This window comes from Microbacterium horticulturae (assembly GCF_029094505.1).
Classification (GTDB): domain Bacteria; phylum Actinomycetota; class Actinomycetes; order Actinomycetales; family Microbacteriaceae; genus Microbacterium; species Microbacterium horticulturae.
Window position 1 is genome coordinate 1028123 of sequence record NZ_CP119108.1, and the last position, 22813, is coordinate 1050935.

The 22813-nt window shown below is 69.0% G+C and carries 19 protein-coding genes and 1 tRNA gene; 17 read left to right on the forward strand and 3 right to left on the reverse strand.

Going from position 1 to position 22813, the window contains the following annotated elements; genetic code table 11:
• Positions 1–63 precede the first annotated feature (63 nt).
• The 3 genes from PU630_RS04790 to PU630_RS04800 are packed head-to-tail and all read left to right on the forward strand — an operon-like array spanning position 64 to position 5867.
• Positions 64–741, forward strand: a complete 678-nt coding sequence (locus PU630_RS04790; RefSeq protein WP_275279224.1) for a hypothetical protein — start codon at positions 64–66, stop codon at positions 739–741.
• A complete protein-coding gene (locus PU630_RS04795) occupies positions 741–2294 on the forward strand; it encodes a Y-family DNA polymerase (RefSeq protein ID WP_275279225.1) in 1554 nt (517 codons plus the stop codon). The genes PU630_RS04790 and PU630_RS04795 overlap by 1 nt, the downstream gene beginning before the upstream one ends.
• Before the next feature lie 30 nt (positions 2295–2324).
• Complete coding sequence (locus tag PU630_RS04800; protein ID WP_275279226.1) at positions 2325–5867, forward strand: error-prone DNA polymerase; 3543 nt, start codon at positions 2325–2327, stop codon at positions 5865–5867.
• A 52-nt stretch (positions 5868–5919) separates the two neighbouring features.
• On the opposite strand, the gene PU630_RS04805 is transcribed toward PU630_RS04800, so the two are convergent.
• Positions 5920–6204: a Fe-S cluster assembly protein HesB gene (locus tag PU630_RS04805; RefSeq protein ID WP_275279227.1), complete on the reverse strand. Its 285-nt coding sequence runs from the start codon at positions 6202–6204 to the stop codon at positions 5920–5922.
• A 172-nt stretch (positions 6205–6376) separates the two neighbouring features.
• Here PU630_RS04805 and poxB point away from each other — a divergent pair, with 172 nt between their 5' ends.
• The gene (poxB, locus tag PU630_RS04810; RefSeq protein ID WP_275279228.1) at positions 6377–8110 is read left to right on the forward strand and encodes a ubiquinone-dependent pyruvate dehydrogenase; all 1734 of its coding nucleotides are present in this window, start codon (positions 6377–6379) and stop codon (positions 8108–8110) included.
• A gap of 119 nt (positions 8111–8229) precedes the next feature.
• Here the strand turns inward: poxB and PU630_RS04815 are convergent, their stop codons facing one another.
• On the reverse strand, positions 8230–9495 hold the full coding sequence (locus tag PU630_RS04815; RefSeq protein WP_275279229.1) for a PucR family transcriptional regulator: 1266 nt from the start codon (positions 9493–9495) through the stop codon (positions 8230–8232).
• A 217-nt stretch (positions 9496–9712) separates the two neighbouring features.
• On the opposite strand from PU630_RS04815, the gene PU630_RS04820 reads away from it, so the two are divergent.
• Genes PU630_RS04820 through PU630_RS04830 form a run of 3 tightly spaced genes read left to right on the forward strand, consistent with a single transcriptional unit; the run spans position 9713 to position 13825 of the window.
• On the forward strand, positions 9713–11107 hold the full coding sequence (locus tag PU630_RS04820) for a spinster family MFS transporter (RefSeq protein WP_275279230.1): 1395 nt from the start codon (positions 9713–9715) through the stop codon (positions 11105–11107).
• Positions 11097–12650, forward strand: a complete 1554-nt coding sequence (locus tag PU630_RS04825) for a flavin-containing monooxygenase (RefSeq protein WP_275279231.1) — start codon at positions 11097–11099, stop codon at positions 12648–12650. The genes PU630_RS04820 and PU630_RS04825 overlap by 11 nt, the downstream gene beginning before the upstream one ends.
• A complete protein-coding gene (locus PU630_RS04830; protein ID WP_275279232.1) occupies positions 12647–13825 on the forward strand; it encodes a zinc-binding dehydrogenase in 1179 nt (392 codons plus the stop codon). Before PU630_RS04825 ends, PU630_RS04830 begins: the two co-directional genes overlap by 4 nt.
• A gap of 14 nt (positions 13826–13839) precedes the next feature.
• On the opposite strand, the gene PU630_RS04835 is transcribed toward PU630_RS04830, so the two are convergent.
• Positions 13840–13912: transfer RNA gene (locus tag PU630_RS04835), tRNA-Arg, on the reverse strand.
• Between the two features lie 271 nt (positions 13913–14183).
• On the opposite strand from PU630_RS04835, the gene prmC reads away from it, so the two are divergent.
• The 10 genes from prmC (at position 14184) to PU630_RS04885 (ending at position 22794) form a co-directional block, all read left to right on the forward strand.
• On the forward strand, positions 14184–15083 hold the full coding sequence (gene prmC, locus PU630_RS04840) for a peptide chain release factor N(5)-glutamine methyltransferase (RefSeq protein WP_275279233.1): 900 nt from the start codon (positions 14184–14186) through the stop codon (positions 15081–15083).
• A gap of 42 nt (positions 15084–15125) precedes the next feature.
• Entirely contained in the window at positions 15126–15857 is a 732-nt protein-coding gene (locus PU630_RS04845; protein ID WP_275279234.1) for an L-threonylcarbamoyladenylate synthase, read from the forward strand.
• A complete protein-coding gene (locus tag PU630_RS04850) occupies positions 15854–17041 on the forward strand; it encodes an MraY family glycosyltransferase (protein ID WP_275279236.1) in 1188 nt (395 codons plus the stop codon). Before PU630_RS04845 ends, PU630_RS04850 begins: the two co-directional genes overlap by 4 nt.
• Complete coding sequence (locus tag PU630_RS04855) at positions 17038–17562, forward strand: Cg1360 family ATP-synthase-associated protein (RefSeq protein WP_275279237.1); 525 nt, start codon at positions 17038–17040, stop codon at positions 17560–17562. The genes PU630_RS04850 and PU630_RS04855 overlap by 4 nt, the downstream gene beginning before the upstream one ends.
• Before the next feature lie 130 nt (positions 17563–17692).
• Positions 17693–18517 carry a F0F1 ATP synthase subunit A gene (gene atpB / locus PU630_RS04860; RefSeq protein WP_428981995.1) on the forward strand — a complete coding sequence of 275 codons (825 nt, stop codon included), beginning with the start codon at positions 17693–17695 and terminating at the stop codon, positions 18515–18517.
• 43 nt (positions 18518–18560) lie between these two features.
• On the forward strand, positions 18561–18797 hold the full coding sequence (gene atpE / locus PU630_RS04865) for an ATP synthase F0 subunit C (RefSeq protein ID WP_275279238.1): 237 nt from the start codon (positions 18561–18563) through the stop codon (positions 18795–18797).
• Positions 18798–18823: 26 nt separating this feature from the next.
• Positions 18824–19381 (forward strand): F0F1 ATP synthase subunit B, encoded by a 558-nt coding sequence (locus PU630_RS04870; protein WP_275279239.1) that lies wholly within the window; start codon positions 18824–18826, stop codon positions 19379–19381.
• Positions 19381–20169: a F0F1 ATP synthase subunit delta gene (locus PU630_RS04875; RefSeq protein WP_275279240.1), complete on the forward strand. Its 789-nt coding sequence runs from the start codon at positions 19381–19383 to the stop codon at positions 20167–20169. Before PU630_RS04870 ends, PU630_RS04875 begins: the two co-directional genes overlap by 1 nt.
• Before the next feature lie 66 nt (positions 20170–20235).
• Positions 20236–21876 carry a F0F1 ATP synthase subunit alpha gene (gene atpA, locus PU630_RS04880; protein ID WP_275279241.1) on the forward strand — a complete coding sequence of 547 codons (1641 nt, stop codon included), beginning with the start codon at positions 20236–20238 and terminating at the stop codon, positions 21874–21876.
• Positions 21877–21894: 18 nt separating this feature from the next.
• On the forward strand, positions 21895–22794 hold the full coding sequence (locus PU630_RS04885; RefSeq protein WP_275279242.1) for a F0F1 ATP synthase subunit gamma: 900 nt from the start codon (positions 21895–21897) through the stop codon (positions 22792–22794).
• Positions 22795–22813: the final 19 nt, after the last annotated feature.

Genomic DNA, 22813 nt, shown 5'->3' on the forward strand with positions numbered 1-22813 from the left:
TATCGTCGTTCCTACATTGACCAGATAGAACATGCGTTCTAGGATGAGGAAGTGGGGGCGATCATGTCGGCAGGTGCTGCGACAGCGCAGGAGATCTCGCTCCTGCGCGCGCAACTCGAGCGGGTGCAGGGCCGCCGGCTCGGCGCCGCGGTGCTGCCCACGCTGCCGAGTCTCGCATCCCTGCTGCCCGGCGGTGGTCTGCGGGCAGGTGCCGCGTACACGGTGGCGCCGTCGGCCTCGCTGCTGTTGGCGCTGCTGGCACGGCCCTCGCAAGAGGGCTCCTGGTGCGGAGTGGTCGGGATGCCCGAGCTCGGCGCCGAGGCGGCCGAGCAGCTCGGGGTCGATCTCTCGCGGGTCGTGCTCATCCCCGATCCGGGTGCGCGCTGGCTCGCGGTCACGGCGACCGTCGCCGACGTGCTGCCGGTGGTCGCGGTGCGTCCGGGCGGGCGGGTGACTCCGGGTGACGTGGCGCGGCTGTCGGCGCGGCTGCGCGATCGCGGCGGCGTGCTGCTTGTACAGGGGGTGTGGCCTCAGGCCGAGGCATCCATCGCCGTCGACGCCTCGGAGTGGACGGGTGTGGGCGACGGACACGGCTTTCTGCAGCGGCGCGTGCTGACCGTCAGCGTGACGAGCAGACGCCAGGCGGTGCCGCGGCGCGCCCGGCTGGTGCTGCCCGATGAAACCGGCGGGTTGTCGGCGGCACCGGCGCCGGCGCTCGTCCCGATGCGGGCGGTGGGCTGATGAGTCCGGTGCGCAGCCTGGTGCTGTGGTTTCCCGACTGGCCGGTGACGGCGCTGCACCGGCAGCGGGGAATGGAGGGAGTGGATGCCGCGCCCCTGGCCATCGTGCACGCGAACACCGTGATCGCCTGCTCGGCGGGGGCTCGCGCCGAGGGCGTACGCCGGGGGCAGCGGCGGCGTGATGCGCAGGGGCGCTGTCCGCGCCTGGAGATCGTGCCGGATGATGCCGATCGCGATGCGCGGATGTTCTCGCCGGTGGTCTCGCGCATCGAGCAGCTCGCGCCCGGAGTGCAGATCATCCGCCCGGGGCTGTGCGCGCTGCGGGCACAGGGGCCCGCCCGCTTCTACGGGGGAGAGAACGAGGCCGCCTGCGAGATCCTCGACGTGCTCGCCGAGAGCGAGGAGCTGCCCGGGGTGCGTGCCGCCGTCGCCGATGGACCGTTCACCGCCGAGCAGGCGGCGCGCACCACGACCGCCGACCGCCCCGTGCGCATCGTGCCCCAGAGGGCCGCGGCCTCCTTTCTCGCACCGCTGCCGGTGGCGACGCTGCAAGACGACGCGCTGGCCCACCTGCTCAGCCGTCTCGGTGTGCACACGCTGGGGTCGTTCGCAGCCCTCGACGCCGGCCTCGTGCGCGACCGGTTCGGGCCGGCCGGCCAGCGGCTGCACGAGCTGGCGGGCGGCGCCGACTCGCGGCCGGTGCAGCCGCGCACGCCACCGCCCGAGCTTGACCGCGAGGTCGCGTTCGAGCCCGCCGTCGAGGCCGCCGAACAGGTCGCGTTCGGCATGCGCATCGCCGCCGACGAGTTCATCGCGGGGCTGGGCGCTGTCGACCTCGTGTGCACCGAGCTGCGCGTCGAGCTGACCGGCGATCGCGGCGAGCGCAGCGAGCGGGTGTGGCTGCACCCGCGCTCGTTCGATGCGGCCGCCGTCATCGACCGGGTGCGCTGGCAGCTGGCCGAAGACGCGCAGAACCGGGTGCTGCGCAGCGGGGTGACGCTCGTGCGGCTTCATCCCGAAGCGGTGGATGCTGCATCCGCCCACCAACCGGCTGTTTTCGGCTCCGGCCCCGACGAGCGCGTGCACCACGCGCTCTCGCGCGTGCAGGCGATGCTCGGGCACCGCGGTGTGCTGACCCCGGCGGTGGGCGGCGGCCGGTGGCTGACCGAGCGGCAGGTGCTCGTGCCATGGGGCGATCGCGGCGAGCGTGCCGCGTCGACCGAGCGCGCCCGCCCCTGGCCAGGGAGCCTGCCGGCCCCCGCGCCGGCGACGGTGTTCCCGCAGCCGCAGCCGGTCGACGTCGTCTCGCAGGCAGGCCTGGTCGTCGAGGTCGACGACCGCGGAGAGCTCAGCGCGCCGCCCGCACGGCTGACCGAGGCCGGCCGGCGGCGCGAGATTGTGTCGTGGGCCGGCCCCTGGACGATCGACGAGCGGGGGTGGGATGCCGCGCGCGCCCGGCATGCGCACCGGTTCCAGGTCGTGGATGCCGAGCAGAACGCCTGGCTGCTCGTGTGCGAGGGCGGCCGCTGGGCGGCGGAGGCGCGGTATGACTAGGCCAGCCCATCGCAGAAACGGGCCGCGCTGATGGGCTTCAACAACCCCTCCGTTCCGTGGTCCGAGATCGAGCGCGTCCTCAGCGATCGCCGCCGACCCCGCCCGGTGCCGGCCGACGCCGACGGCGGCGACAGCCCCGCCTGGTCGCACAAGCGCGGCCCGTACGTGCCGCCGCCCATCGCCCGCCCGGCCGACGCGGTGCCCTACGCCGAGCTGCACGCGCACTCGTCGTTCTCCTTTCTCGACGGGGCGTCATCGCCCGAAGAGCTCGTCGAAGAGGCCGAGCGTCTCGGGCTGCACGCCCTCGCGATCACCGACCACGACGGTTTCTACGGCGTCGTGCGCCTCGCCGAGGCCGCCGCCGAGCGGCAGCTGAAGACCGTGTACGGCGCCGAGCTGTCGCTGCAGCTGCCGAAGCCGCAGAAGGGCGAAGCCGACCCCGCGGGCGCGCACCTGCTCGTGCTTGCGCGCGGCCAGGAGGGCTACCACCGCCTGGCCGCCGCCCTCACGCACGCACAGCTGCAGGGGGCCGAGAAGGGCCGCCCGGTCTACGACCTCGACGAGCTGGCCGCACAGGCCGAGGGGCACTGGGCGATCCTCACCGGCTGCCGCAAGGGCGCCGTGCGTCGGGCGCTGGCCGATACGGCGCTGACCGGGGGGAGGGATGCCGCGGCCACCGAACTCGACCGGCTGACGGCCCTGTTCGGCCGGGAGAACGTGTACGTCGAGCTCATCGACCACGGCGAGCCGCTCGACTCCACGGTCAACGATCTGCTCGCAGACCTGGCCGCCGAGCGCGGACTGCCGACGATCGCCACGAACAACGTGCACTACGCCCAGCCGCAGCGGCGGTTGCTGGCGGCGGCCGTGGCGGCCGTACGGGCCAACCGCAGCATGGACGAGCTCGACGGCTGGCTGCCCGCCCACGCCAGTGCGCACCTGCGCAGCGGCGCCGAGATGGCACGCCGGTTCGCCCGCTACCCCGGCGCGGTCGAGCGCACCGTTGCGCTCGCCGACGAGCTGGCCTTTCCGCTGCGCATGGCCAAGCCCGCCCTGCCGAAGCAGCCGCTGCCCGATGGGCAGACGCCGATGTCGCATCTGCGGCAGCTTGTGTGGGGCGCGGTGCCGCGCAAGTATCCGGAGCTGCGGCCCGAAGACCGCGAACGCATCGCCCACGAACTCGACGTCATCGAGCAGAAGGACTTTCCGGGCTATTTCCTGATCGTATACGGGATCGTGCAAGAGGCCCGGCGCCGCGGCATCCTCTGCCAGGGGCGCGGTTCTGCCGCCAACAGCGCTGTCTGCTATCTGCTCGACATCACCGCGGTCGACGCCATCGCCTACGACCTGCCGTTCGAGCGGTTCCTCTCGAGCCTGCGCGAAGAAGAGCCCGACATCGACGTCGACTTCGATTCCGACCGCCGCGAAGAGATCATCCAGTGGGTCTACGAGCAGTACGGCCGCGAGCGGGCCGCGCAGGTGTGCAACGTCATCCAGTACCGACCCAAGAACGCGATCCGCGATATGGCGCGCGCGCTCGGCTATTCGCCGGGCCAGCAGGATGCCTGGTCGAAACAGGTGGAGCGCTGGGGCGCGAACCTGTCCACCGACGGCGGCCACGACATCCCGGACCAGGTCATCGACTACGCCGAAGAGCTGTTGAAGGCCCCGCGCCACCTGGGCATCCACTCCGGCGGCATGGTGCTCACCGAGCGGCCCGTGGGCGAGGTCGTGCCCATCGAGCACGCGCGCATGGAGGGGCGCACCGTCATCCAATGGGACAAAGACGACGCCGCGTGGATGGGTCTGGTCAAGTTCGACCTGCTGGGGCTGGGCATGCTGGCGGCTCTCCAGCACACGTTCGATCTCATTCGCGCATCCACGGGGGAGGAATGGGAGCTGGCCACGATCCCCAAAGAAGAGAAGGCCGTCTACGACATGCTGTGCCGGGCCGACTCGATCGGCGTGTTCCAGGTTGAGTCGCGCGCGCAGATGGGGCTGCTCCCGCGCCTGCAGCCGCGGGAGTTCTACGACCTCGTCATCGAGATAGCGCTGATCCGGCCCGGACCGATCCAGGGGGGTGCGGTGCATCCGTACGTGCGCCGCAAGCTCGGGCGCGAGAAGGTGACCTACGCGCACCCCAAGCTCGAGCCGGTGCTGAAACGCACGCTCGGAGTGCCGGTGTTCCAAGAGCAGCTCATGCAGATGGGCATGGCCATCGGCGGGTTGAGCGGCGAGGACGCTGACCTGCTGCGCCGCGCGATGGGCTCCAAGCGGGGCGTCGAGCGCATCGAGTCGCTCAAGACGAAGCTGTACGAGGGCATGGCCGCCAATGGATTGGTGGGGGATGCCGCAGACGCCGTCTACGAGAAGATCCAGGCGTTCGCCAACTTCGGCTTCGCAGAGTCGCACTCACTGTCGTTCGCGCTGCTCGTGTACGCGTCGTCGTGGCTGAAGCTGCACTACCCGGCCGCGTTTTTGGCGGGGCTGCTGCGCGCCCAGCCGATGGGGTTCTACTCGCCGGCGACCCTCGTGGCCGACGCACGCCGGCACGGGGTCGAGGTGCGTCGCCCCGACCTGCACCTGTCCGAAGCGCTGCCGGTCGTCGAACCCTCGGTCGTTGAGCCGGCTGAAGGGTCCCCGGTCGTTGAGCGAGCGCCGGTCGTTGAGCGAGCGAAGCGAGTCGAAACGACGCTGCCCGGAGACGTTTCGACTCGCCGCTTCGCGACTCGCTCAACGACCGGGCCAACGACCGGGCCCGGCGCACCCACCGGCAGGGATTCCTGCCTCGACCGCCACCAACCGCCGGTCGGTGTCTTCGACATCGATGCGCCCGATGAGTCGGCCGCACACCGGCGCGATGGTGCGTTCGCCGTGCGGCTGGGGCTTGCCGCGGTGAAGGGGATCGGCGCCGATCTCGCGGCGCGGATCGTCGCCGAGCGTGACGCGCACGGCCGCTACCGCGACCTGCGCGACCTCGTGCGCCGGGTGGGTGTGAACACCGCCCAGCTCGAGGCGCTGGCCACGGCAGGTGCCTTCGAGTGCCTGGGACTGACCCGACGCGAGGCGATCTGGCTCGCCGGCTCGGCCGCGCAGGATAAGGCCGAGTACCTGCCCGATTCGATGGTGTCGGTGCAACCGCCGTTGTTCGGCGACCCGTCGAGCTACGAGCGGCTGGCGGCAGACCTGTGGGCGACCGGGGTGTCGACCGATGACCATCCACTCACGCACTTCCGCGCACCGCTGGACGCCCGCGGCGTTCTGACCTCACGCGAACTGCGCACCCACGAGGTCGGCCGCCGCGTCGAGGTGGCGGGACTGGTGACCCACCGGCAGCGGCCGGCGACGGCATCCGGCGTCACCTTCCTCAACCTCGAAGACGAGCACGGCATCGTCAACGTGGTCTGCTCGAACGGCGTGTGGACGCGTTACCGGCGCACTGTGCGTGACGCGCCGGCGCTGATCGTGCGGGGCATCGTCGAACGCTCCGAAGAGGGAGTCGTCAACCTGTTGGCCGACGCGTTCGAAGATCTGCGCGTGGGGGTGGCGCATCGCTCCCGAGACTTCCGCTGAGTCGAGAGCGACGCGCAAGCGCCGCGGTCAGACCTGCGCAGCCAGACCTGGGTCAGACCTGCGCGGTCAGCCCGAAGCGCACGCCACCGGCGTCGTCGACCTGCGCGTCGAGCACCTGGTCGTCGAGTGCGGCGGCAGCCCCTTCGTCCAGGAACACGCGCGCTCCCGCTTCGTCGACGACCGTGTCGGCCGCGTCGGGAGCCGTCACGACGGACAAGGCAAACCCCGACGAGGGGTTGTCTCCACCGTGGATGCGCAGGCCCGCCGTCTCGGCCTCGGGGCCGTTCGAGACGATCGACTTCACTGCGGTCTGGGCGTTTTCAGTCATGGTGAGCATTCGTGCTCCTTCCGTCGGGGTGGGATAGGGACGCTGAGTCGGCCACGATTCCCCCATTCGGGGTGCGATGCAACCCTGTGTGGCCATTCTGAGAAGATTCACATGCCGCGGGGCCCGCCGGTGCGGTCGCAGACCCCTCGCGGTCGCGGCATCCACCGCATACTCTGGCGGCATGTCGACGAATGTGGCCGAGCTTTTCGTGGAGACCTTGAAGACCGCCGGCGTGCAGCGCATCTGGGGACTTCCGGGTGACTCGCTGAACGCATTCACCGAGGCGCTGCGACGTGACGAAGGCATCCGCTGGATGCACATGCGGCACGAGGAGTCCGCGGCATTCGCCGCCGGCGCCGAAGCCGAGCTCACCGGTGAGCTGGCCGTGGTCGCCGGTAGCTGTGGTCCCGGCAATCTGCACTTCATCAACGGCCTGTTCGATGCGCACCGCTCGCGCGTGCCGGTGCTGGCGATCGCCTCGCACATCCCGCTCGCCGAGATCGGCAGCGGGTACTTCCAGGAGACGCACCCCGAAAACCTGTTCCGCGAGTGCAGCGTCTACTGCGAGCTGGTCAGCGATGCGTCGCAGATTCCGTGGGTGTTGGAGAACGCCATGCGCGCGGCCGTCAACGAACGGGGCGTCGCGGTGGTCGTGGTGCCCGGCGACGTGTTCTTCCAGGAGGCGCCCGACCGGCGTCCGTCGGCCCCGATCCGCGCATCGATCGCGCACGTGCGGCCCGACGACGACGAGCTGCGCGCGGCCGCCGACATTCTCAACGCGGCGAAGAAGGTCACGATCCTGGCCGGTGCAGGGGTGGCGGGAGCGCACGCCGACGTGCTCGCGCTCGCAGAGAAGCTGCAGGCGCCGATCGTGCACGCGCTTCGGGGCAAGCCGCACATCGAATACGACAACCCGTATGACGTCGGCATGACGGGGCTGCTCGGATTCGCGTCGGGCTATCGTGCGATGGACAAATGCGACGCCCTGCTGATGCTGGGGAGCGACTTCCCCTACCGGCAGTTCTATCCCGCGAAGGCGAAGGTCATCCAGGTCGACATACGCGGCTCGCAGATCGGTCGGCGCACGCCGGTGGACGTCGCTCTTGTCGGCGACGTGCGCAGCACGGCGGCGGCGCTCCTGCCGATGATCGCCGAGGGCCGTGCCGACAAGCACCTGAAAGGCAGCGTCGCGCACTACCAGAAGACGCGTCGTGAGCTCGATGATCTGGCGGGCAACGACGGTAAGAAGCCGATCCACCCGCAGTACGTCGCACGCCTCGTCGACGAGCTCGCGGCGAAGAACGCGGTGTTCACCGCCGACGTCGGCACGCCGGTGGTGTGGGCGGCGCGCTACCTGCGGATGACGAAGGAGAGGATGCTGCTGGGCTCGTTCGTGCACGGCTCGATGGCGAACGCCATGCCCCAGGCGCTGGGTGCCGCAGCGGCCGACCCGGCCCGCCAGGTCGTGGCGCTCGCCGGCGACGGGGGTCTTGCCATGCTCATGGGCGATCTCATCTCGATCACGCAGAACGATCTGCCCCTGAAGATCGTCGTGTTCAACAATTCGTCGCTGAACTTCGTCGAACTGGAGATGAAAGCCGCCGGCATTCTGAACTTCGGAACCGATCTGCACAACCCGAACTTCGCCGACGTCGCCACCTCGGTGGGGATCACCGGCATCCGGGTGGAAGATCCGGCGGAGTTGGAGGATGCTCTGCAGCGCGCGTTCGCGGTACCCGGCGCCGCGCTGGTCGACGTGGTCGTGGCGCGCGAGGAGCTGTCGATTCCGCCGGCGATCACCGCCGCGCAGGCCAAGGGGTTCACGCTCTGGGCGTTGCGGACGGTGATGAGCGGACGCGCCGACGAGCTGCTGGATCTGGCCGACGTCAACCTCGTGCGCCGGATCTTCAGCTGATCGCGGGCTCGGAATGCCGTTCCGTAGATTGCTGGGAGCTGCAGCGGTCGGGGTCGCGGTGTCGACCGTCCTGACCTCGTGCTCGCTCGTCGGGGACAGCATCCTGCCCCCGTCACGGCTCAGCGCACGCGGTGCAGCAGCCACCACGCCGTGACGAGATCGTCGGTGCGTCGCAACCGCAGACCGGTGAGCTCCTCGAAACGGCCGACGCGATAGCGCACAGTGTTGGGGTGCACGGTGAGCCGTACCGCGGCATCGGACGCCCGCTGGTCGCAGTCGAGGTAGATACGCACCGTCTGCATGATGTCGGCCGCGGTGCGCGGGTCGAGCCGGCCGAGATGACGGTCGTGCAGCCGGTCGCCGACGTCGGATGCCTGCAGCACCAGGGGACGCGGCCCCACCTGCTCCAGGGCGACAGCACCGGACATGCCGAAGTGCTGCGCGGTCTCGAAGACGATCACCGCCTCGTCGAAGCTCACGTGCAGGCGCTCGAGGGGAGCGCGGGGACCCACGCCAATCAGGTGGCCGTCGAGCACCGCGGGCACGGCGGGTGCGATGCAGCCGAGAAAAGCGCCGAGCGCCGCGAACATCAGCCGGTTGGGCGGCAGGTGTACGGCAGAGGCGATCGCGCGACGCACCGCATCGGCCTCGGCATCAGTCCCGGGCTGAGCCATCGCGAGCGCGACATAAGGAACGCGCTCGTCGAGGCTGAACAACGGCGCTTCGAGGTGCAGCTGCTCGGGCGGGAGCGTGCCGCCGAGCAGCCCGCGGGTGAAGCCGGCGCGGCGTTCGGCGTCGAACCGGGCGCGCTCTGCCGCCAGATCGCGCTGCACCCGGGCGAACACGCTTGCCGCCTCGTTCGCGAACTCCCAGGTGGAGTCGTGAATGGCCAGCAGCAGCCCGCTGGGCAGATCGACCTCCGCGGCGATGTCGTCCATGAACGCGAGGAGTTCGCGTGAGCCGATCTGATAGGCCCGCGTGAGCGTGCCCATCGAGACACCCTGAGACGCGCGACGCATCGCGAGCCCCTCGAGACGCCCACGCAGCGCGTCGTCCGGCACCCGCAACGATGTGAGTTCGGCCACCTCCGTGTCGATGAGCCCGTGTGCCGAGTCGCGGATCTCATCGTCCGTAAGCATCGCGTAGCCCGGCAGCTGTTCTCGGATGACCTGCAGGAACAGCTCTGCCCAGCGATCGACGGATTCTCGGAGCCGGTCGACGGCGAGCGTGACCGTGCGCTGCGTCGCGAGAGGCAGCGTGGCAAGATCCGGCATCCTTCTGCGGTGTGGCCATCGGGTCGGCACATCCACGTCGTCGTGCACCATGTCGGCCGCCGGGTGGTTGTTGATCGCCATGATGTCGACACTATCGTTCGGCTTGTTCAATGGAACAAATGGCGTCAGCAACGGTTGGCTGCGTTGCCATTGGATGGTGCTTTCGGTCGCACACATAATGGGGCAGGCGTGGGGCTGATTGTCACCCTCGCCAAAAGCCCGACATCGACGACATCCCCTCGGCACCCAGTACTGCGGCCGGTTCGATGCCCTCGGACGGACCCGATTCCGCACCACCGAGCTCTTCAACGACGAAGGGAACACAGCAATGACCCAGACCACTCCGGCCGACGGTTCTGCAGCGGCCTCATCATCGACGGCGCGATCCGCCCCCGGCGGGAGCACACCCACCCGCCGCGCGACCTCCGCAGCGGGGTACATCATGACGCTGCTGTTCATCGGCAACACCCTCAACTTCTTCGACCGGCAGATCCCGTCGGTGGTGCTCAGCGAAATAGAGAAGACGTTCCACATCGACGATGCGGCCGCCGGCGTGCTGGCATCGGCATTCGTGGTGGTCGCAGCGCTCGCCGGTGTTCCGCTCGGCTGGCTCGCCGACCGGTTCCCGCGCAAAGCGGTCGCGGGCTGGGGCCTGCTGGCCTGGAGCGTGTTCACGGCACTCGGCGGGTTCTTCGGCGTCTTCGTGTCGGTATCGGCGATCGGCGTCGGCGCCGCGTTCTGGGTGTTCTTCACGTCGCGTGTGGGCGTCGGTATCGGCGAGGCGGCGTACTCGCCCGCCACCGGATCGCTCATCTCCGACCTCTATCCGTCCGAGCGCCGTGCCCGCGCCAACGCGGTGTTCATGCTCGGATTCCCGGTCGGTCTGCTGCTGGCGTTCTTCCTGACGGGTGCGCTCGCGCAGGCGCTGGGGAGCTGGCAGGCGGTGTTCCTCGTCGCGGCCGTTCCGGGCGTGATCGTGGCGATCCTGTTGCTGCTGGTCCGTGAGCCGGAGCGGGGTGCGGCCGAACCGGTCCGGGTGGCACCGAGCGCCCCACGCACGAACTCGTTCGCGGGCCTGTTCCGCGTCTCGTCGGTCTGGGGACTGGTGATCGCGTTCGCCGGGTACAACTTCGCAGCCTATGCGCTCGGCACGTTCATCACGGTCGTGCTGCAGCGCTCGCACCACCTCGGCCTCGTGCCGGCCGGGGCTCTGAGCGGCGTCGTGCTCGGATTCTCCGGCCTCATCGGCCTGCTGTTCGGCGGCCGCTTGCTGGACCGTGCGGTGAAGCGGTCCCACGCGGCCCGAGTGTGGCTCACCGCGGTCCTACTGATCGCCGCGGCCGTCTTCTCGCTGATCGGGCTGCTCGCGGGCGAGGGTGCACTGTGGCAGTTCGTCGTGTTCGCGTTCCTCGGCTACCTGCTGGGCATCGTCTATCTCGCGGCATCCATGCCCATCATCTCCGACGTGATCGAACCTGCCAAGCGCTCGACGACGATCGGTATCGTCTATGCGATCGGTCTTCTGATCGGCGGTGCCGGCGGCCCGATCGTGGCGGGCGCGGTCTCCGACTCGATCGGCAGCCTGCAGGCCGCGCTCGCGATCGTCGTGCCCATAGCGTTCGCCGTCGCGGGACTGGGCATGATGCTGACCGCGCGCACGTTCGTCAAAGACCATGAGCGGATGCTCGCCCGGTCAGCTCAGGAGGTCACCGATGCGGCCTGAGGTCACCACGGCATCCGACACCGTCGAGCGGCATGTGCGCGTGCTGATCGTCGGTGCCGGGTTCTCCGGCATCGGCCTGGCGTACAAGTTGAAGCGGGCGGGCGTGCTAGACGTCGCGATCCTGGAGCGTGCGCAGGACGTCGGCGGGGTGTGGAACTCGAACACCTACCCCGGGTGCCAGTGCGACGTGCCCAGCCACTTGTACTCGTTCTCGTTCGCGCCCAACCCGGACTGGACGTCGACGTACTCGCCCCAGCCGGAGATCAGGCAATACCTGGAGGATTGCCTGGACCGTTTCGGAGTGCGACGCAATCTGCACACCGGCATCGAGGTCACCCAGGCGCAGTGGGATGACGCGGCCGCTCAATGGCACGTCGAGACGAGCGAGGGGCCCTGGATCGCGCAGATCCTCATCAGCGCCGTTGGTCCGCTGACCGAGCCGAAGCTCCCGGATGTCCCGGGGATCGACGTGTTCCAAGGCAAGATCATGCACTCGGCCCGGTGGGACCGAGACTATGACCTCACCGGTCGACGGGTCGCGTCCATCGGAACCGGGGCATCGGCCATCCAATACGTGCCGAAGATCGCCGACCAGGTGGGCGAGCTGTTCGTGTTCCAGCGCAGCGCGCCCTGGATCATGCCGCACGACAAGCGGCCGATCACCGACGAGGAGCGGGTGAGGTTCCGGGCGAAGCCGGCGGTGCAGCGTCGGGAGCGCACGAAGGTCTATGTGTCGAAGGAGGCTCTGATCCTCGGCTTCGCGAAGTTCCCGAAGCTGATGCACCAGGTCGAGAAGCTGTCGCGGCGACACATGGAGTCGCAGGTGCCCGATCCTGCACTTCGCCCGCTCCTCACCCCCGACTTCACCCTCGGCTGCAAGCGGATAGTGCCGTCCAACGAGTGGTACCCGGCCCTGCAGAAGCCGAACGTGACACTCGTGCCGCACGCGCTCGCCGAGATCCGTGAGCACTCGGTCGTCGGCAGCGACGGGGTCGAACGTGACGTGGACGCGATCATCTTCGGCACCGGATTCCACGTCACCGACATCCCGTTCGCCGACAAGGTACGCGGGCGGGACGGGGAGCTGCTCGGCGACAGATGGAAGGGCAGCCCACGGGCCTACTTGGGCACATCGGTTCCCGGGTTCCCCAACTTCTTCCTGTTCCTCGGGCCGAACACCGGCCTCGGCCACAGCTCGATGATCTACATGATCGAGGCGCAGATCGAACACGTGAAGAAGGCTATCGAGGCGATGGATGCCGCATCCGCGACGGTCGTCGAGGTGACCCGACACGCGCACGACCGCTTCAACCGTGAAGTGGACAAGAAGCTCGCGAAGACCGTATGGGAGACCGGCGGGTGCGTCACCTTCTACCAGGACGCCTCCGGCAGGAACGCCACGATCTGGCCTGACTGGACGTTCCGGTACCGCCGCCTCGCGGCGAAGTGGCGACCCGGCGCCTACACGCTCTCGGGTGTCGCGCGGGCCGCCGACAGCTCGGCGTCGAGCAGCCCGACCCCGATCGCGCAGGCGACGCGGTGAGGGCCGTCACCCTGCACGGTGGCGAGCTCGCCGTCGACGAGGTCCCGGCCCCTCAACCCGGCAACGGCCAGCTGCTGCTGGAAGTGCAGCGCTGCGGCATCTGCGGCAGCGACCTGCATGCCCGGCACTCGCAAGACGCCCTTGCCGAGGTGCTCGAGCTGTGCGGCTACGACCGGTACATGCGATCGAGCGACGCCGTGGTGATGGGGCACGAGATCTATGGGCTCGTCGCCGGGTACGGTCCGGGCACCAGACGCTCCCTGCCGTTGGGTACACCGGTGGTGACGGTGCCGCTGCTGCGTCGCGGGCGCGACGTCGACGGCATCGGCCTGTCGCCGCACGCGCCGGGTGGGTTCGCCGAGCAGGTCGTGGTGCAGGAGACGCTGACCATGCCGGTGCCCGAACACCTCGCGCCCGACCTCGCGGCGATGACCGAGCCGATGGCGGTTGCCTGGCATGCTGTGAGCCGCGGCGATGTGAGCAAGAAGGACGTCACCGTCGTGTTCGGCTGCGGGCCGGTGGGGCTCGCGGTGATCACCGTGCTGAAGGCGCGGGGCGTGCGGACGGTTATCGCGGCCGACCTCTCGGCAGGACGTCGGGCACTCGCGCAGCAGTGCGGCGCCGACGTCGTCGTCGATCCCTCGAGCGACTCCGTGTGGGACCTCGCTCCCGCGAGTGGCCTCGTGCGTTCGATGGAGACCGAATACAACGCCGGCGTCGAAGCGATCGATGGCATGCGCCGGCTGCCGGTGCCGTGGTGGCAGACATGGCGTGCGCTGAACGCGGTGGGTGTGACGAGCCCGAAGCGCCCGGTGATCTTCGAGTGCGTCGGCATCCCGGGCATGATCGACGGGGTGCTCGCACAGGCTCCGTTGCACTCGCGCATCGTGGTGGTCGGCGTGTGCATGGGTCCGGATGCCGTGCGTCCGTCTCTGGCGATCAACAAAGAGGTGGATCTGCGGTTCGTCGTCGGGTACACGCCGCTGGAGTTCCGCGACACGCTGCACGCGCTCGCCGACGGCACGCTGGATGCGTCGCCCATCGTCACCGGTCGGGTCGGTCTCGAGGGCGTGGCACGCGCGTTCGACGCGCTCGGTGACCCGGAGGCGCACGCGAAGCTCATGATCGATCCCGGCATCCCCGACGATGCTATCTGGCCGGTGGGTCGCCGATGAGAACGGCGACAGTGTGCCCCCGAGAGGAATCGAACCTCCGACGCGCGGCTTAGGAGTCCGCCGCTCTATCCACTGAGCTACGAGGGCGCGCCCTTCAGCCTACTTGGTCGCGAGGTGCGCCCCGGCGCGGCCTGGCGCGCCCTCCCCGGGGCCTGCTCCGCGCTCCGCGGCTCACAGGCTTCGGAAGATCGCGCGAAGTTCGGGCCGGTGGGCCGGATTGGTCCGAGGTCGGTGAGACTTTCCGAAGTCTGTGAGGGGTGGCGGGGGAGGGAGAAGCGGTGGGGGCAGGGGAGACGTGGCAGGGGGAGTGGATGCCGCAGCCCGCGGCATCCACTCGCCGATAGGCTGGAGCCCGCCCATGGACACCCCGCCCCGCGACACCGAGCCCCGCGACACCCCGCCCCGCGCCAGCGCGACGCTGCGTGCCGCGACCCGCGTGCTCGCCGACGCGGGCGTGCCCAACCCGGCTGTCGACGCCGAGCTGCTGCTCGCGCACGTGCTCGGCGCGAGGCGTGGGGGAGCGCAGGCGGCCGCGCTCCGCGACGACGCACTCGCGGCCGAGCAGCACGATCGTCTCCAGTCCCTCATCGCCCGCCGCGCGCGGCGCGAGCCCCTCCAGCACCTGACCGGGCTCGCGCCGTTCCGTCACCTCGAGCTCGAGGTGGGTCCGGGCGTTTTCGTACCGCGACCCGAGACCGAGGGCGTCGCCCAGCTCGCGATCGACGCACTCCGAGCCGTGGCGTCCCGACACCCCCGCGCGGTCGACCTCGGCACCGGCAGCGGCGCCATCGCGCTGGCCATGGCCACGGAGGTTCCGGGCGCAGAGGTCTGGGCGGTCGAGCTCTCTGAACGGGCCCACGCCTGGGCCGCGCGCAACGTCGCGCGGTACGGCACTCCGGCGACACACCTCGTGCGCGGCGACCTTGCCGAGGCGTTGCCCGAGCTCGACGGAACACTCGATGTCGTGGCATCGAACCCTCCCTATGTGCCCGACGACGCGATCCCGCGCGATCCCGAGGTGCGGCTGTTCGACCCGCCGCAGGCGTTGTACGGGGGAGCGGACGGACTCGACATCGTTCGCGTGCTCAGCGGCACCGCCCGGCGCCTGCTGCGCGCCGGCGGCACGCTCGTCATCGAGCACGGCGAGTGGCAGGGCGCGCCGATCCGCGATCTTCTGGCGGCGGACGGATGGCGGGATGCCGCGACTCACCCCGACCTCACCGCGCGCGACCGCACCACCACGGCGATCCGCCCCTGATCACGGCGGCGCACAGGTGCGCGTCGCTACACTGGACGGGTCATGACCCCCCTCTACGACTGCGCCGATCAGGGCCAGCTTCTCACCGGTATGCGCGAGGCGCGGCAGGCCGTCGTCCGCGGTGAGCTCATCGTCGTGCCCACCGACACCGTTTACGGCGTGGGCGCCGACGCCTTCAGCCCCGAAGCCGTCGCGCGTCTGCTTGCCGCGAAGGGCCGCGGTCGGCAACAGCCGCCGCCCGTGCTCGTCGCCGGCCTCGACATGATGCGTGCGCTCGTCTCCGAGGTGCCGGAGCCGGTCGCGCGGCTCGTCGAGGAGTTCTGGCCCGGCGGCCTGACGATCGTGCTGCCCGCGCAGCCTTCGCTCACGTGGGATCTCGGCGACACCCACGGCACCGTCGCCGTGCGCATGCCCGACCACACCCTCGCTCTGCAACTGATCACCGAGACGGGGCCGCTGGCCGTCTCCAGCGCGAACCTCACGGGGAAGCCGGCCGCGATCGAGGCGGAGGATGCGCGCCTGATGCTCGGCGACAGCGTCGCGGTCTACCTCGACGCCGGGGCGAGCCGCACGGGGGTCTCATCGACGATCGTGGATGCCACGGGCCTGATCGGCACGGATGCCCCGGTGGTTCGCGTCCTGCGCGAGGGCGCCATCTCGCGCGAGCGGCTGCGGGCCGTGCTGGGCGATCTGCTCGAGCCCGACACCGAGCCCGACACTGTGACCGAGGAAGAGCCCGGCCCGGCTCGCGACGCCAGTGGTGACGACGGGTGAAGCAGTACATCTTCACGATCCTGTTCACCGCCACCCTGACGCTGATCTTCTCGTGGGCGGTGTGGCGCATCGGGCTCAAGTACAAGCTGTACCCGGCGATCCGTGAGCGCGACGTGCACCGCACGCCCACCCCGCGACTGGGTGGCATCGCGATGTTCCTGGGCATGATCGGCGCGTTCACCGTCTCGGCGTTCACCCCGTACTTCCAGATCTTCTGGGCAAACCCGCGCGCGGTCTTCGCGATCCTTGCCGCGGCCGCTCTCACCGTGCTGGTGGGGGTCGCCGACGACCTGTGGGACCTCGACTGGATGCTGAAGCTCGCCGCCCAGTTCCTCGCGGCGGGGATGATCGCGTGGTTCGGGCAGCTGCAGATCTACTCGCTGCCGATCGGTGGCATGACCGTGCCCTCGGCCGCGGTCAGCTTCACCCTGACGGTGTTCTCGATCGTCGTCGTCATGAACGCCGTCAACTTCATCGACGGCCTCGACGGGCTCGTCGCCGGCGTCTGTCTCATCGCGAGCACGATCTTCTTCGCCTACTCGTACTTCGTCGTGCGTGACTCGGGGGCCTCCAGCTACTTCAACCTCGCCTCGTTCATCGCGTGCGTGATCGTGGGCATGTGCCTGGGCTTCCTGCCGCTGAACTGGCACCCGGCGAAGATGTTCATGGGCGACTCGGGTGCGCTCGTGCTCGGGCTCCTGCTGGCCACCGGCGCCATCGCATTGACCGGGCAGTTCGACCCCGCCACCCTCGACCCCGACGAGTTCGGGCGCTCGCAGCTGCTGGGCGCGTTCCTCCCGATCCTGCTGCCGGTCGCGGTGGCCATCCTGCCGCTGCTCGATTTCGGATCGGCCGTGCTGCGCCGGTACTGGCACGGCAAGTCGCCGTTCTCGCCCGATCGCAAGCACCTGCACCACCGGATGCTCGACATGGGGCACTCCAGTCAGACCTCGGTGCTGATCTTCTACGCATGGACGGCGATCATCGGCCTGTCGATGCTGCTCATGTACATCGGTGTGGCGCACGACTGGCCCGGGCAGTACTGGCTCGGCGTCGCCTTCGGCGTGGTCGGCATCGCCGCCTGCGCCGTGGTCACGTTCACCCCGAACCGCCGTCGCCGCGTGGCCGCGGCATCCACCCCCGACGCCTCGTCGGACCCCGCCCCTCAGGAGCAGAAGAGTTGACCAAACGCGAGAGCCCCGTCACGAGCACGCCGGTCCTGCGTGCGACCCTCGTCTGGTCGGGCGTCGTCACGGCGGTGCTCGCCGTCGCCGGCGCGATCATCGGGTTCGCCGTCGCGGGTCTTCCCGGTCTGTTCAGCGCGCTGGCTGGTGTGGTGCTGGCGGCGCTGTTCCTCGGAATCACCGGGGCGAGCATTCTCATCGCCAACCGCTGGTTCGGCGACGCTCTCTATGTGCCGGTGTTCTTCGGCATCGTGCTGGGCGGCTGGGTGCTGAAGTTCGTCGTGTTCATCGTCGTGCTGCTTGTGCTGCGCGGGCAGTCGTGGATCGAGCCGACGGTGTTCTTCGTCGCGATCGTTGCGGGGGTGCTCGCGTCGCTCGTGATCGACGTCGTCGTGCTCACCAGAATGCGTATTCCCACGGTGTCGGTCGAGTTGCCCACGACGGTCGACGACGAACCTCCGGCGACGTCGGACGCAGAGAGTACTCCCGCCGACGATGATGGTGAAGAACGACGCGCCTGAAATGGACTTGCCAAACCTCCGAGTTTGATAGGCTAGACCCGCACCCGCCCGCTTGCCGCTTGAACTGAGCTGGGGTGGGCTCGCGTTCCCATCGACCCCCGTCGCAACGGTCTCGACCGATGCCCCGAAGTTGGAGCCAGCGCTGTTTACTGAAGCTGCGACACTGATCGCGAAGGCCGCGTCGTCCGATGACGGGTTTCATCCGCCGTCGATCACCGACTTCTTCCCGCCCGAGATCCTGTTCGCGGGTACGCCGTTCGCGCTGACCCGCATCAACCTCATCCAGATCATCGCGACGGTCGTCCTCATCGTTCTGTTCGTGCTCGGCACGCGCCGCATGAAGCTGGTCCCGGGTCGCTTCCAGAGCGTCGTCGAGTATGGCCTCGACTTCGTTCGCAACGGCATCGCGCACGATCTGCTCGGCCGCAAGGACGGCAACCGCTTCCTGCCGATCCTGACCACGATCTTCTTCATGGTCCTGTTCATGAACCTGACCGGCATCATCCCCGGTCTGCAGGTGGCGGGGACGGCCATCATCGCCGTGCCGATGCTGCTGGCTCTGGTGTCGTACGTCACCTTCATCTACGCCGGTCTGAAGAAGAGCCCCAAGAAGTTCCTGAGGAATTCGTTCGCCCCGTCGGGCATCCCTACGGCGCTGGTATGGTTCGTCGCGATCCTCGAGTTCATCTCGACGTTCATCATCCGTCCTGTGACGCTGACGCTCCGTCTTCTGATGAACATGATCGTCGGCCACCTGATGCTGGTGCTGTTCTTCTCGGCGACGTGGTTCTTCTTCTTCACGGCCGGGCACTGGTGGGCGCTGCTGGGCGCCGGGACGCTCGCGTTCGGCTTCGCCTTCACCCTGTTCGAAATCCTGGTGGCCGTCCTCCAGGCGTACATCTTCGCAATCCTCACCGCGGTCTACATTCAGCTCGCGATCGCGGACGAGCACTGAGCGGGGCGGCACGAGCCGTCCCACCCAACGAAAGGAAAAACCCGTGGAAGCTACTACGGTTCTGGCAGCCATGCACGGCTCGATCGCGACCGTCGGTTACGGCCTCGCCGCCATCGGCCCGGCCATCGGCATCGGCATCGTCGTCGGCAAGACCATCGAGGGCGTCGCCCGTCAGCCCGAGCTGGCCGGCCGCCTGCAGGTGCTCATGTGGATCGGTATCGCCTTCACCGAGGCGCTCGCCTTCATCGGCATCGCCACCGGCTTCATCTTCGGCTTCTGATCCCCCTCTTCACGTAAGGAGACAGGATGCTACCGGCTCTTGTCACTCTGGCGGCGGAAGAGGAGACCCCGAATCCGCTGCTGCCCGAGGTCTACGACCTCGTCTGGGGCGCACTGTGCTTCGTGGCGATCCTGTTCGTCTTCTGGAAGTTCGTGCTCCCGCGCATGCAGGACATGCTCGACCAGCGCGCAGCCGCCATCGAGGGCAACATCGAGAAGGCCGATGAGGCTCAGCGTCAGGCCGAGGCCGCGCTCGAGGAGTACACCGCACAGCTCGCCGAGGCCCGCAAGGAAGCCGGCGAGATCCGCGAGAACGCCCGCGAGGACGCCAAGAAGATCGTCGCCGAGGCCAAGGAGAACGCTGTCGTCGAGGCGAGTCGCGTGACATCGGCCGCTCACGCGCAGATCGAGGCGGAGCGCCAGACCGCGCTGGTCTCGCTGCGCGGCGAGGTCGGCTCGCTGGCGCTCGACCTGGCCGGTGGCGTCATCGGTGAGACCCTCTCCGACGATGCCAAGGCGCAGGCCGTGGTCGACCGCTTCCTCGCCGACCTCGAGGCCTCCGAATCGCAGAAGGCAGCGCAGTAATGGGCAGCGCGACCACTCAGGCACTGACGGCTTCGAACGCGGCGCTGGATGCCGCGTCCGGCGTCGACCTCGGCGTCGCCGGCGAGCTGTTCGCCGCCGCGCGCGCACTGGCCGACACGTCGGCGCTGAGCGGTGCGCTGGCTGATTGGGGCGCCAGCCCCGAGGCGCGTGCGAAGGTCGTCGCCGACGTCTTCGCGCCCCTGCAGAGCGCGACCCGGTCGTTGCTGCAGGCCGTGGTCTCGCAGCGCTGGTCGAGCGCGGACGATCTCGTCGACGCCGTCGAAGAGCTCGCCGTCCGGGCCGCAGCCGGTGCCGATGCGAGCTCCGACGTCGAGGGCGAGCTGTTCCAGTTCGGCCGTGTCGTCGCGAGCGACCCCCGGCTCGAGCTGGCCCTGGGCAGCAGGCTGGGCGACGCCAGCGAGAAGGGGCGTCTCGTCGAATCGCTGCTGGGTTCCCGGGCCAGTGCGGCCGCGACGCTGATCGCCTCGTCGGTCGTCCAGCGTCCGCGCGAGCGCCGCGTGCGCGAGCTGCTGGCGCGTGCAGAACGCATCGTCGCGGCATCCCGCGGCCGTAAGGTCGCGAGGGTCACGAGCGCCGTGCCGCTGTCGTCTGCGCAGACCGATCGGCTTGCGAAGCTGCTGGCGGCCAAATACGACAGCGAGGTCTCCGTGAACACGGTGATCGACCGCGACGTCGTGGGCGGTGTGCGCGTGCAGATCGCGGATGACGTGATCGACGCGAGCGTGGCCACCCGACTGAACGACCTGCGGCAGCGACTCGCAGGCTGAGACAGACTTCCCGTCCCTCTGGGACGGCGACTTCGGGGCCGAGGCCCCACGAACAAAAGGAAGACAATGGCAGAACTCTCCATCAGCCCTGACGTCATCCGTGACGCGCTGAAGGACTTCGTCGCCGCATACGAGCCCACTGGGGCGGCAGCGACCGAGGTCGGCACCGTCGTGGACGCGGCGGACGGCATCGCCCACGTTGAGGGCCTGCCCGGCGTCATGGCCAACGAGCTGGTCACCTTCGCCGACGGCACGCGGGGCCTGGCCCTGAACCTCGACGAGCGCGAGATCGGCGTCGTGGTGCTCGGCGACTTCGCCGGCATCGAGGCCGGTCAGCAGGTCACCCGCACCGGCGAGGTGCTCTCGGTTCCGGTCGGCGACGGCTACCTCGGTCGTGTCGTCGACCCGCTGGGTACCCCGCTCGACGGCCTCGGCGAGGTCGAAAGCTCCGGCCGCCGCGCCCTTGAGCTGCAGGCGCCCGGCGTCATGCAGCGCAAGAGCGTGCACGAACCGCTGCAGACCGGCATCAAGGCCATCGACGCGATGATCCCCGTCGGCCGCGGTCAGCGTCAGCTGATCATCGGCGACCGTCAGACCGGCAAGACGGCCATCGCGATCGACACGATCATCAACCAGAAGGCCAACTGGGAGTCGGGTGACGAGAACAAGCAGGTTCGCTGCATCTACGTCGCCATCGGCCAGAAGGGCTCGACGATCGCCTCCGTCAAGGGTGCGCTCGAAGACGCCGGTGCGATGGATTACACGACGATCGTCGCCGCTCCTGCCTCTGACCCGGCCGGCTTCAAGTACCTCGCCCCGTACACCGGTTCGGCCATCGGCCAGCACTGGATGTATCAGGGCAAGCACGTGCTCATCGTGTTCGACGACCTGTCGAAGCAGGCCGAGGCGTACCGTGCCGTGTCGCTGCTGCTGCGTCGTCCGCCGGGGCGCGAGGCCTACCCGGGTGACGTCTTCTACCTGCACTCGCGTCTGCTCGAGCGCTGCGCGAAGCTGAGCGATGACCTCGGCGCCGGCTCGATGACCGGTCTGCCGATCATCGAGACGAAGGCGAACGACGTGTCGGCCTACATTCCGACGAACGTCATCTCCATCACCGACGGTCAGATCTTCCTGCAGTCCGACCTCTTCAACGCGAACCAGCGTCCCGCAGTCGACGTCGGCATCTCGGTGTCGCGCGTCGGCGGCGACGCCCAGGTGAAGTCGATCAAGAAGGTCTCGGGAACGCTCAAGCTCGAACTGGCGCAGTACCGCTCGCTCGAGGCGTTCGCGATGTTCGCGAGCGACCTGGATGCGGCATCCCGCCGTCAGCTCGACCGCGGTGCGCGTCTGACCGAGCTGCTCAAGCAGCCGCAGTACTCGCCGTACCCCGTGGAGGAGCAGGTGGTCTCGATCTGGGCCGGTACCAACGGCAAGCTCGACACCATCGCCGTCGAGGACGTGCTGCGCTTCGAGCGCGAGCTGCTGGACTACGTCCGCCGCAACACGACGATCCTCGACCGTCTGCGCGAGACGAACGTGCTGGACGACGAGACGCTCGCCGAGCTCGAGAAGACCACCGACGCGTTCATCCCCGAGTTCCAGGGCGGTAAGGGGCAGGCCATCGATGCTTTCGGCAACGAGGAGTTCGATGCAGCCGACGCCGCCGACGTGAACCAGGAGAAGATCGTCAAGGGCCGTCGGGGCTGAGTGGCCAGGACCTAGGACATGGGCGCACAACTCCGGGTCTACAAGCAGAAGATCGCTTCTGCTGAGACGACCAAGAAGATCACGAAGGCGATGGAGCTCATCGCGGCTTCGCGTATCCAGAAGGCGATGGCACGCGTTCGCGCTGCCGGACCCTTCTCGCAGGCCGTCACCCGAGCTGTGTCGGCCGTCGCGACGCACTCCAACGTCGACCACCCGCTGACCCGCGAAGCCGAGCACATCCGTCGCTCGGCCGTGGTCATCTTCACCTCCGACCGCGGACTCGCGGGCGCGTTCAACTCGCAGATCCTGCGCGAGGGGCTCGAGCTCGCCGAGCTGCTGAAGGAGGACGGCAAGGAGCCGGTGTTCTACCTCGTCGGTCGCAAGGCCGTCGGGTACTTCCAGTTCCGCCAGATGGCGCACGCGGCCGACTGGATCGGCGACACCGACAGCCCCCGGTTCACCTGGGCCGAAGACATCTCGGCGACCCTGCTGGATGCCTTCGAGCTCGGCGGCGAAGACGGCGGCGTGGATGAGATCCACCTCGTCTACAACCGCTTCGTCAGCATGATGACGCAGGAGCCGACCACCGTGCGTCTGCTGCCGCTGGAGGTCGTCGAGGCCGAAGCCGAAGCCGTCGACAACGCGGTGTACCCGCTGTACGAGTTCGAGCCCGACTCTCAGTCGGTGCTGGACGCGATCCTGCCGGTGTACATCCAGAGCCGCGTCTTCAACGCACTTCTGCAGTCGTCGGCGGCCAAGCACGCCGCGACGCAGAAGGCGATGAAGTCGGCCAGCGACAACGCCGACAATCTCATCACCGATTACACCCGTCTGCGCAACAATGCGCGTCAGGCGGAGATCACGCAGCAGATCGCCGAGATCGTCGGCGGCGCGGACGCCCTGTCGTCCGGCAAGTAGACCCCATCGAAAGAGAAGA